Raw genomic sequence first — 11,879 nt, forward strand, 5'->3', positions numbered from 1 at the left:
TTTTCGAGTTTGTTCGACCGAAGACGGCTGGGCGTCGTACTCGCCATCGGTGGCTACCTTGTGTCACTCTTGCCGTAAGGAAATCCTCTCAATCTTGAGGGCGCTGTCCCTGTTTGCCCAGGAGGAGGGCTACTTTTTCGCGTGGTGAAATCTTGCGATGGTTGCTTAAAGTGACCGAATTGCATGTTAGACCTTTTCTGTTGGACAAAAAGACCGAAGTTCATCGACTGTCACTCGAACGTGTTATTCTTTGACTTATAAAATTACATGCTCCCTTGGTGTGAAATATGTCGAAAAGCGAGTCCCCCGGAGTTTCTGTGCAGCCGAAATCTGTTTCCTCGACGTTTCTTTTCCCGGGTCAAGGTGCTTATCTGGCCGGCGTCTTCGGTGCCAGTGGGCCCGCCTTCCCCGCCATCGCCGCCGAACTCACCCAGATGGACGAATATTCGTTGCGGGCAGGCGGCCCCACGGTGACGTCCCTGCTCACCGACCCCGCTTCCCCCACCTTGGACAATCTTCTGGAGAGCGACGTCCCGGCATTGAGCCTGGCGATCTTCGCTTCCCAGGTCGTGGCCGCACGGCTTTACCAGGAGGAGTTCGGCCTTTCGCCGACGCTGCTCGTCGGCCACAGTTTCGGCGAGTTCGCCGCACTGGTGGTCTCCGGCGCCTTGACGCTGGAAGAAGGTGTCACACTCGTGGTGGCGCGTGACCGAGCGCTGCGCGCCTCGGGGGCCTCCGGGGGCATGGTCGCGATCGAAGCGGGCTGCCGGCGGGTGGAACACCTGGTCGCCGCGATGGCCGACCGCAGTCTCGTGGTCGCCGCGGACAACGCCTATGACCAAGTGGTGGTCTCCGGGTCCGAGTCGGCTGTCGCCCGTCTCGCGGACGTCGCCTGCGCACTGGGCGTCAAGGCCACCGTCCTCCGGGTGCCTTACCCGTTCCACAACCACCGGCTCCTCGGCCAGGCCAACGAGCTGTTCACCCGGACGGTGGCCACGATCGACCCACGAGTACCGCGAATCGCGATCCACTCGCCCGTTCTCGGACGTCGGATCGAGACCTCTGAGGATGTTCTGGAGGTGCTGTCGAGCCATCTGGTCCGGCCGGTGCACTTCCTCGGCGCGCTGCACACGATCCGCGCGGAAGGCGAATCCCGGTTCGTCGAGTGCGGGGCACGGTCGACGCTGGTGGACCTCGCGGCCACGACCTTGGCCGGGATCAGCACCAGCGCGCCGTTCCGCCGCCGTGCCGACGACGCGGGCGTGCTGGCCGAAGTACGTGTCCTCTATGCCGATGTCGAAACCAAGCTGCAGGTGACGGCCGCGCCCGCTCCTGTCGCCTCCGCTCCCGCCGCCCTGGCCCCGGTCGCGCCGGAGCCCATGGCTTCCGTCGAGCCGGTGCCGGTCGAACCGTTGCCGGCCCAGCGGGCCACCTCCGTTGCGAGCGAAACCGCGGGCGGGGAAGGCGAACTCTCCGAGACGGAGGTGCTCGGCGAACTCAAGACGCTGTATGCCGACGCGGTCGGCTATCCCGCCGACGTCTTCGAGGCCGGCGTGGAACTCGAGGCCGATCTCGGCATCGACTCGATCCGCCAGACCGAACTCTTGCAGCGGGCGAGGAAGCGCTACGACGTTCCCGAGGCCGACCACATCCGGATCACCGACTACACGACCCTCGAGTCCATCGCCGGGCTGATCGTCGAACTGAATCACCAGGGAGCGCGGGTGTGAACGGTCAGGACTTCCACGGCAAGATCTGCCTGGTCACCGGCGGCTCGAAAGGGCAGGGCCGGGCGATCGCGCACGAACTGGCCGGGCGAGGTGCCCACGTCATCGTCAACTGGTTCCACGATGAGGAGGCAGCCGAGGAGACCGTCCGAGCCATCGTCTCCGCCGGTGGCTCGGCGGAAGGCCTGCGCGCCAGCGTGGCGAAGGCCGAGTCCGTGGACGCGATGTTCGAGGAGATCGGACGTCGGCACGGCAGGCTCGACGTACTGGTCAACAACGCCGCCCGCGGGGTATTCGAACCACCCGAGGTGCTGACCGAGCGCGACTGGGAACGCGCGATCAACACCAACGTGCACGGTCCACGCCGCTGTTCCAGGGCCGCTTTCCCGTTGATGCGGGAACACGGCGGCGCCATCGTGAACCTGGGCTCGATCGGCACGAGCGTGGTGATCGACAACTACCTCTGTCCCGCCGTCTGCAAGGGCGCGCTCGAACAGCTCACCCGGTACCTCGCCGTCGAATTCGGCCCGTACGGCATCCGGGTCAACATGGCGTCCGCCGGAATGCTGGAAAGCAGGACCGTCGGGCTGTTCCCGGACAGCGAAAAGGTTCTCGAAGCCACCGTCGCGGGCACTCCGCTGAACCGGCTGGGCACCTTCGAAGAGAACGCGAAGCTCGTCGCGTTCCTGGCGTCGGACCAGTCGTCCTGGATGACCGGTGAAGAAGTCGTCAACGACGGCGGTCTCCGGCTGGGTGGAGCGCTGATCCGCGCCGGGGGCACCTGGGGTGGGCGAGAGCGGATCGTGGCCGCCGCCCCGCCCGCGCCGGCAGTCACCGCACCGGCCCCCGCGCCGGAACCGGTGCTCGCGGCCGCCCCGGCACGCACCGAGCCGGTGACCGGCGGCACCGAGGACGACTGCGTCGCGATCGTCGGCATGGGATTAGTCGTTCCCGGAGCGGAATCCCCGGAAGAGTTCTGGAACCTGCTGCGGACCGGAGAGCCCGCGTTCTCCCCGCCGGGCGACCGCTACCCGGACGAGACGTTCTGGGCCGCGTCGCCGGGCGACCAGGACCGCACCTACGCCAGTGTCTCCGGCTTCGTCCGGGCCGGCCGGTCCGACGACGTCGCCCCGGAGGCGAGCTTGTCCGCGTCCTGGCTGCGCCGGGCCCTGCGTCAGGCCCTGCCAGCGTCCGCCGGCCGAGGCCTGCGGACCAGCTGTCACATCGGGGCCTGTTCGGACGGAGACCAGCACTTCGAACAGGCGATGGTGGTGGAGGGTTACGCCCGGCGGCTCGCCGAGCATTGGCCAGGCGAAAACCCGGTCTCGCTCGACGAACTCCGTGCCGCGCTGCGGACCCGCTACGACCTCGACGTCGGGCCTGCCGCCGGACACCTGCCGGACGGGATCGTCCAGCACGCGATCGACGGTCTCCTGCCGGGGAACACGCCGTTCACCGTGGTCGACACGGCCTGTTCGTCGTCGCTGTACGCCCTCGAGCAAGGTATGTCCGCGGTGCTCGACGGCCGGGCCGAGCTGGCTCTCTGCGGGGGCTACTTCATGGTCACCCCGCGGTTCAACGTGCTGTTCGGCAAGCTGTCCGGGCTCAGCAAGGCGGGCAAGGTCGCTTCCTTCCAGCAGTCGGCCGACGGGACACTGTTCTCCGACGGGGCCGCCGTGGTCGCGGTGCGCCGTCTCTCCGACGCCCGGCGCGACGGCGACGAAGTGCTCGCCGTCCTCGCCGGCTTCGGGGCCGCCGCGGACGGCCGGGGCCGCGCCATCGCGGCACCGAATCCCCATGGCCAAAAACTGGCGGTGACCAGGGCGGGCAGGGCATCGCAGGTGCCCGCGGACGAGATCGGCTGGATCGTCGGGCACGGCACTGGCACCAACGCGGGCGACGCCGTCGAACTGGCCGCTCTCGATGAGCTCGCCCCCGCCGTTCCGGTTCTGTGCACCTCGAACAAGCCACTGGTCGGGCACACCGGCTGGGCCGCCGGCGCGGTGTCGGTCATCCATGCCGTGCTGGGCCTGCGCAACGGCGTCGTGCCCGCGCAACGTCCCATCCCCGGCGAGGGTGAGCTGCTCGAATCGCGGCGGGTCACGGTTCCGGCGCAGGACACGCCGCTGCCCGCGTCGTCGCGCACCGTGGGCGTATCCGGATTCGGTTTCGGTGGCACCAACGGACATCTGCTGCTGCGGAAGGAACCCGCACCGGGCGCCCCGGTGGCCAGGAGCAAGCCGGAGGGCGCTCACGACGAGCCGATCGTCCTGGTGGGCTGGTCCGCGCATCTTCCCGGATCGCCGGACGCCGCCACCGTGCTCGACCGGCTCCGAGCGGGAAAGCCACCCGCCGAAGCCGCGTCCTTCCCGTCGCCGTATCCGGCACCGCCGGTGCGCGTCACGAAGATGCCGCCCGCCGCCTCGAACGCGGTGGACCGGACCCAGCTGATGGCACTGGAAGTCGCCGATCGGTTCGTGACGGAAAACGGCTTGCTCTGGCGCGGCATCGAGCCGACCACCGGCGTGATCGGCGCGCACTACGGCCCGGCGACGTCCTGGCTGGAGACGGCTTTGCGTTCCTACGCCGACGATCTGCTGTCCTGGAACCCGGCGGGACTGTCCGCGGACGACTACGCCGTGGCGGCCGAGGCCGCCGTCAAGCTGGTACGGGAAAACACGCCGGTGACCACTCAGGACAGTCAGCCCGGTCTGATGGGCAACGTGATCCCGGCCAGGATCGCCAACCACTACGACCTCAACGGTCCGGTCGTGCTCGCCGACGCGGGCCCCGCCGCGACCCTGCACGCCGTCGACATCGCGCGCCGGTACCTGCGCGACGGCACCCTCGATCTCGCACTCGTGCTCGCGGTCAACGGCAACAGCTCCCCGGAGCTGGAGACGCTCCTTGGCCGCGAAGCGCTGGGGGAGGGGGCTTTTCTCATGGCGCTGGCCCGCCGTGGGGACGCTGTGGCGGCCGGCTGGCCGGTGCTGTGCGAGCTGTCGACGGAGGCGCCTTCGACGTCCGGGGAATCCGGCGCACGCGAGCGCGACTATCTCGGCGCCCACGGTGCGATCGACCTGCTCACCGCGCTGGCCACACTGGACGAGACCCCTCGGCGGGAGATCGCGGGCGCGTTCCCGGCTCCGACGGTGACGCTCACCGCGCCTGCCCGCACCGAACGCGTCCGCCGCAACGATCGCTACGTCTGTTCGCTGGCCGAGGACCTCGAACCGGCGGATGGAAGCTGGACGATTCCGCCCGGCCCCGACTGGCTGGTCCTCGCCCAGCCAGGATGCGCGGATCTGGTGCCCGCGGCCGTGCGCGAAGCGGGTGCCGTCGTTCGCGAGCTGGACAGCGCCGTCCCGGTCGAAGCACAGGTGTCCCTCGACGAAGGCCGGTTCTCCCACGTGCGCGTGGTCGTCTCGACCCGGAAAGCGGGCTGGCCGACTTCGGTGGACGACAACCTCGTGCTCGCCCACGAGGCGCTCTTCCTGGCCGCGAAGGCCTGTCGCGACCGCATCGACGACGGCGGGTCGCTCGGCGTCGTCATCGACGACGCTCTCGCGGGCGGCGTGCCCCATCCCGACACCGGGCTGTTCTCGGCCATGGTGAGCAGCCTCGCGTGGGATCTGCGCGGCGCCCGGCTCGCCGTGGTCATCGGCACCTCGGACTGGGACGTGGTCAACCGGGAACTGGCGAACTACGGCGGGAACCCCGTGGTGATCCACCGTGACGGGAAGCGGTTGCGGACGACGATCGTGGCTTCGCCTTCGGAGCTCGACGAGATCGGCCCGGTCCTTCGTCCCGGCGCCGTCGTCGTGACCACTGGTGGCGCTCGCGGGATCACGGCGGCCTGTATGAAGGAACTCGCCGCCGCACAACGGATCCGGCTCTGGCTCCTGGGTTCGTCGCAGCTTCGGGATGTGCCCGAGCACATCCTCGACGCGCCGGATTCGGATTTGAACCGCCTCCGTGGCGAGTTCATCGCGGCCGAACGCGCGAAGCGGTCCGACCTGTCGGTGCGTGAGCTGAACGGCCGGTTCGCCAAGCTGCTCAACGCCCGCGAATCGCTGCTGAACCTGCGTGAACTGCGTGCGTTGTGCGGCGAGGACGCGGTGCACTATCTGTCCTGCGATCTCAACTCCGCCGCTGCGGTCGCCGCGGCGGTCCAGCGGATCCAAGAGACGGAGCCGCAGGTGGACCTGCTCGTTCACGGAGCGGGCCTGCACAACGGCGGCGACATCTCGCGGATCACTCTCGACGGCCTGCGTCGGATCCGTGACGTGAAGCGGCGCGGCTATCACAACCTCAAGGAAGCGTTCGGGGACACGCAACCTCTTTCGTGGTGCAACTTCGGTTCAGTGGCGGGCCTGGTCGGCCTGCCGGGCGAAACCGACTACGCACCGGGAAACGACTTCCTCCACGGGGCGGCCCGGGCGAACACCTTCGCCCGGGGTCTCGAAGAACGCACCCTGGTGTGGCCGATCTGGTCCGAGGTCGGGATGGGCGGGTCGGACCTCATGCAGGGCAACAACGAGCGGGCCGGGATCATGGCCCCGCTCAACCCCGCCGAAGGAGTGCGGCACTTCGTCGCGGAACTGACCCGGTTCCCGGCTTCCGAGCCGTTGGTCGCCTTCCTGAACCCGAGGGAGCGGGAGACCTTCTCCGAGCAGTTCCCCGGATTCGTCCGGAACCGCCCGGCGCGGGCACCGTGGCTGCTCGGCACTCCGTACCGGTTCGACGCCGGCTCGGCGGAGTGGGTGCTCGAACTCGGGGACCGGACGGCCGGATTCCTGGCCGAACACCTCGTGAACGACAAGCGCACCCTGCACGGCACCGGCCTCGCCACGGTCGCGGCCGAGGCGGCGACGGAACTGTTCCCGGACCGTCCGGTGAGCGCCCTGCGTGATCTGCGGTTCCACGCGTTCGTGGCTCCGAAGGCCAGGCCGGGAAGCCCCTACCGGGTGACGGCGACATTCTCCGGCCACGATGGCGACAAGGCGCTGGTGGAGGTCCGGATCACCAGTGACGTCGTGGACCGGCTTGGCCGGGTCCTGCGTCGCGACCGGCCACACTTCACCTGCGTCGCCGAACTGGGACCCCTGGCGCCGTCTCCGTCGGCGGCGGAACGGGTCACCGGGAAACACTCGGACGACCCGTACTACCGGGCAGGCAGCGGTGTCTACCTCGGCGGCGTCTTCCAAGCGACCACCGAATCGGTCGAAGGTCCCCGCGGCGCGAGCGCCCGATGGGTGTACGTGCCCCCGGCGACCGAGTCGGACCGGACGCTGCAGGAGAATCCGCCGGTCCCGTCGGTCCTTCTCGACGCGCTGGCCCGGACACGGATGCTGCGGACGGACGAGAACGGTGTCCACCTCCTCGCCGTCCCCCGTGCCATCGGGCGGATCGACTTCTTCACCGCGGGTGGCGACGGCCCGGTCTCCCGGGCGAATCCCGATGGCATCGTGCTCAACCACGTCGCCGCCGGGAACATCGACGAGGCGTCCACAATGGACGGGCGGGTGCTGATCCGGATCACCGGCTGTGAGATCTACGACGTGGACGACACCGAACGCTCACTGGTCACGGCCACGTGAAGGCGTCCTTTCCTGCCGCCTGAACACCCGACCTGGGGAACTTGATCTAGTAACACTGAGGAGTTTCGCTTAGCTCCATCACGACGCCAGGCCACCGGCGGTCTCACCACCGTCGATGACAAAGGCCTGGCCCGTAATGAAGGCGGCGGCGTTCGAGGCCAGGTAAGCCCCGAGTGCCGCTACCTCGTCCGGGTGGGCCATCCGCCCCGCGGGCAGCCGGGCGGCCATCGCGGCCTGATCCTCGGGGCTGGCGATCTCACGGTCGATCAGGGGCGTGTGCACGAAGCCCGGGCAGATCGCGTTGACCCGGATCTTCGGTCCCAGCTCGAGCGCCAGTGTCTTGGTGAACTCGATGAGCCCCGCCTTACTGACGTTGTAGCTGACGTAGTCCGGCATGCCGACCATTCCGCTCACGGAGGAAACATTGACGATGACACCGCCGTCACCTGCGTCCATGCGGCGCGCGGCTTCCTGCCCCACATGGAATGCACCCGTCAGGTTCACCGCCAGGACACGTTCCCAGCCGGCCGCGTCTGCCTCCAGGAACGATGCGTGCCGCATGACACCGGCATTGTTGAACAGCGTGTCAACACCGCCCCACAACCGGTCCAGGTCGGCGAACACCTCGGCCACACGCGCGCGGTCGCTGACGTCGGCTTCGGCAGCCACTTCGAGTCCGGGCAAGGTATTCCGTAACGCCGTCAGGCCTTCTCGATCCACGTCCAGCACCGCGACGCGGGCACCGTCGTCGACGAACCGTCGTGCAAGAGCCTTGCCGATCCCGGATGCCCCACCTGTGATCACGACTCGCATACTTGATCACGATAGACGCGATGCGCACAGACAGCATCGTCCATATGGTCAGGCACTACTGATCATCGGGGCGGTGCTGGCGACCAACGGCGAGGTCAGGTCCATTCTCCGCCGAAGTCTTTCGCTATTCGGGACCCTGTTCCCGCGAGCCTGGAACTCAACCTCACGCTCGATTCGCACTCGAGCGGTCCCACTTCCACAATCGCGGCTGGACCAGGATCATGCATCCAAGGGCCCCGCCATCAGTCGAAGCCGCAACTAGCGATCCTTTTCGACTCAACGCCGCTTTAAGGTGTAAGTGGCCACGCCGGCGGCCAGTCCGTCACTGGCCGGTCGCGTACACAAGGCCGTGCGTCGGTCGTCGATCAGTTACGACTCACTCGTCTCGTTGGCTTCGCCCGGCTCGGCGGACAGATGATCGTGAACGGCGAGCCAGCCCTGGGCGTAACGGTGGAAGACAATGGTCTCCCGCTCCCTGAGCATCACCTCCGCTCCGAAGGTCACCCGCGTCCGCACCACGTGCGTGAAGATCGCGTTGTCCTCGTCGAGGACCTGCACGGCCCCGTCGAGTGACTGGCAGCTCAGCACGCGCATTCCCTGACTTTCCCAGCGACGCCAGATGGTCTCGTATTCGGCCCGGTCGGAGATCACTGTCGGGTGATCGTGGAAAACGAAGGTAGCGTCTGCGGCAAAACCGGCGAAATAAGCCTCGGTGTCGTGCTTCCCGTAGGCGTACACAAGCCTGGCCGACATGTCAAGGACCTCGTTGCGGACAATATCGACGCCAACTGCCTCGTCACTCTCCGTCATCGCGAACATCCATTCTGAACAGGGATGGCCAAGTGACCAGTGATACGTGGCCTAAAGGCTATATCCAGGATCGCGCGGGTCGGTCAGGCTACCCCTACCCGTCAGGCACCCCGAGTTGATCAGGAGTCCGGTATGTCTACGGTTCGTACGCGGCCGACAACCGAACTGTTCGGCGAGGCATACTTTCAGGATCCACATCCGGCGTGGGAATGGTTGCGCCGGAACGATCCCGTCCACTCGACGATGCTTCCGGGTGGTGGTACCCCGGTCTGGCTGGTATCCCGATACGACGAAGTCAAGTCCATCCTGTTGGACGAATCGTTCTCCAATTCTTTCGAGCACGCCCCAGTCGAGTTCCGCGAGTATCTTGGCCTCGGCGCGGCGAACACGCCCGGCATGACCCAGATGGATCCCCCCGAACACACCCACCTCCGCGGGCTCGTCAGCGGATTGTTCACGGCGCGGCACGTCCAGAACCTCGAAGACGAGATCACCACGATCGTCGATCACGTACTGGACGACCTGACCGCCTCACGCGGCCGACCGATGGACGCGGTTCTCGGGCTTGCCTGGATGATCTCCACTCGCGTCGCGTGTCATGCGTTGGGCACGCCACATAGTCAGGCGCGCGAGCTGTCGATTCAGTTGTACACGATGATGTCGACGGATCCTGACACGGCCACGGCTGCGGATCGCGCCAAGAACGAGGTCCGGTCCTGGCTCCGCCGGACCGTGGTGGAAGCCCCCGGAGGGTATGACGGCGGTCTTGCCCGCACCCTCGCCGCCAACGGCGAACTGGACACTGAGCGGCTGCTTGACCTGCTCATGACGATGATCGAGGGTTGCACCGTCAGTCCGGCCAATCTGCTGAGTATGGGGTTACTCATTCTGCTCGATCACCCCGAGCAGCTCGCGGCCTTGCGGGCGCGTCCCGACGGTATGACGGCGGTAATCGAGGAGATGCTGCGTTACGAATCGGTCGCCGCCACCTCGCTGTGGCGCTTTCCCCGCACCGATTGCACGATCGCGGGCAGAACCATCGCGGCATACGAGCCGGTGTGGCTGCTGCTGGGTTCCGCGAATCGAGACCCCGCGCGGTTCGAGCGGCCGGACGAGTTTGATCCGTTGCGGCCCAACAACAATACGCATCTCGCGTTCGGCCGTGGGCGGCACTCCTGCTTCGGCAGCGCGCTGGCACAACTGGAGGCGAGAATCTTCTTCACCAGGCTGCTCGAACGTTTCGACACGATCAGTCTCGCCGTGAACCGAGCGGATGTGCGGTTCCGCCACTGCCTGATGGACCGCGCACTGGCGGCCTTGCCGATCGTTGCCGATAAGGAACGGTGATGTCATCATGGACGAAATCCAGCCTTCCTTGGAATCCGAAGACGTGAGGTCACGTCTGCCCCAGGCGATCGGGGATTGGCAGGAGATCCTGGCTGATAAATGGGTGTCGACTGCCGAGGCCGATATCGATAAATGGGGCCAGGCCACTTACCCGACGAATGCCGTACCACTGGCGGTCATCTGGCCCGCCACCGCCGACGAGGTCGCGTCGTGCCTGAAAGTAGCGGCGCGGCACCGAGTCCCCCTATACACCGTGAGCACCGGGCGCAATTGGGGGCTGGGCTCGGCCGTCCCACCCCGTCCTGGCTGCGTCCTCATGGTGCTGACGCGCATGAACCGGATCGTCGATTTCGACGAGGAGCTTGCCTATGTCGCGGTGCAGCCTGGCGTGACGCAGCGGCAGCTGAGCGAATTCCTGGCATCGCGTGGGTCGCGACTGCAATTCGGTGTCACCGGCAGTTCACCGGATTCGAGCATCGTCGGCAACGTTCTCGAACGAGGCGATGCCGAGGGCGTGAACGGAGACCGGTTCGAGAACGTCTGCGCCCTCGAGGTGGTTCTCTCGACCGGCGAAACGATCCGAACCGGGTTTTCCCGCTTCCCTGGCGCGCTGACGAAATCGCTCCATCGCTGGGGAGTCGGGCCGTGGCTGGACGGCATTTTCACACAGTCGAACTTAGGCGTAGTCACCCAGTTGACGTTGTGGCTGGCGCCGAGGCCCGCTGGCGCACGTACGTTCAGCTTCGCAGTCGACTCCGACGAGTCCCTGTCCCGGCTCATCGACGCGTTGCGGCGGTTGCGGCTGAGCCGGGTCCTGGACGGCGGTCTGGTGTTCGCCAACGACGTGCGGGCCATCGCTGAGCAACGCCAGTTCCCGTTCGATGAGTGCGATTCCGGCCAGGCGTTGCCCTCTGAGGTGCTGAGCCGGCTCCGCCATGAACACGGCGTGCTTCGATGGAACGGCGGGGGCGTCATCTACGCCGCGGACGATGCCATCTCGGAGGCGCTCTGGTCCCGCGTCGAGGCAGAACTGTCCGGCTGCGCGGACACACTCGAGTCCGCTACCGGAGACGCGATCGTCGAGGCAGCCGCGGTCGGCACCCCGGTCGAAACTCACCTTCGCATGGCCTACTGGCGCCTTCGCAAGCCGATCCCGGACTCCCCGTTGCATCTGGACCGGGACGGCTGTGGGCTGATCTGGTGCTGCCCGGTCGTTCCCTTCGTCGGAGCGCATGTTGTCGCCGCCGCCGCGATCGTGCGGGAGGTCTGCACCGATGCCGGTTTCGAGACGAACATCGGCCTGCATCTAGTAGCGCCCCGCAGTATCGCGATGACGGTCGCGATCCCGTTCGACCGCAGCGTCGAATCCGAGAGCAAACGCGCGGCGGAAGCCAGTGCGCTCATGCACAAGCGGTTCGCCGAAACTGGCTACATCCCCTATCGCGTGCCGACCAGCAGCATGGACGTCATGCATCGAGCCAGTGACGATTCACTGCCAATACTTCGCCGGCTCAAGTCAGCACTGGATCCCGCGAACGTCCTGTCACCGGGGCGTTACGAATAAGTCAACTTGATCGGAGTA

6 protein-coding genes are annotated in these 11,879 nt (G+C 67.0%); 4 read left to right on the forward strand and 2 right to left on the reverse strand.

All coding sequences use genetic code 11. From position 1 onward, the window contains the following. Nucleotides 1-287: 287 nt before the first annotated feature. Nucleotides 288-1,730 (forward strand): acyltransferase domain-containing protein, encoded by a 1,443-nt coding sequence (locus ACIRGA_RS32055; protein WP_400948098.1) that lies wholly within the window; start codon nucleotides 288-290, stop codon nucleotides 1,728-1,730. Continuing rightward, nucleotides 1,727-7,327 carry an SDR family oxidoreductase gene (locus ACIRGA_RS32060; RefSeq protein WP_400948101.1) on the forward strand — a complete coding sequence of 1,867 codons (5,601 nt, stop codon included), beginning with the start codon at nucleotides 1,727-1,729 and terminating at the stop codon, nucleotides 7,325-7,327. Before ACIRGA_RS32055 ends, ACIRGA_RS32060 begins: the two co-directional genes overlap by 4 nt. 78 nt (nucleotides 7,328-7,405) lie before the next feature. On the opposite strand, the gene ACIRGA_RS32065 is transcribed toward ACIRGA_RS32060, so the two are convergent. After that, entirely contained in the window at nucleotides 7,406-8,140 is a 735-nt protein-coding gene (locus ACIRGA_RS32065) for an SDR family NAD(P)-dependent oxidoreductase (RefSeq protein ID WP_400948103.1), read from the reverse strand. Between the two features lie 369 nt (nucleotides 8,141-8,509). Next, a complete protein-coding gene (locus tag ACIRGA_RS32070) occupies nucleotides 8,510-8,950 on the reverse strand; it encodes a YybH family protein (RefSeq protein ID WP_400948106.1) in 441 nt (146 codons plus the stop codon). 132 nt (nucleotides 8,951-9,082) lie between these two features. Here ACIRGA_RS32070 and ACIRGA_RS32075 point away from each other — a divergent pair, with 132 nt between their 5' ends. Together ACIRGA_RS32075 and ACIRGA_RS32080 are read left to right on the forward strand one after the other, a co-directional pair. After that, nucleotides 9,083-10,297, forward strand: coding sequence for a cytochrome P450 (locus ACIRGA_RS32075; RefSeq protein WP_400948109.1), 1,215 nt, complete (start codon nucleotides 9,083-9,085; stop codon nucleotides 10,295-10,297). 7 nt (nucleotides 10,298-10,304) lie between these two features. Continuing rightward, the gene (locus ACIRGA_RS32080; RefSeq protein WP_400948112.1) at nucleotides 10,305-11,861 is read left to right on the forward strand and encodes an FAD-binding oxidoreductase; all 1,557 of its coding nucleotides are present in this window, start codon (nucleotides 10,305-10,307) and stop codon (nucleotides 11,859-11,861) included. The last annotated feature ends 18 nt before the right edge of the window (nucleotides 11,862-11,879 follow it).

This window comes from Amycolatopsis sp. NPDC102389, assembly GCF_044765885.1.
In the GTDB taxonomy this organism is placed as follows: domain Bacteria; phylum Actinomycetota; class Actinomycetes; order Mycobacteriales; family Pseudonocardiaceae; genus Amycolatopsis.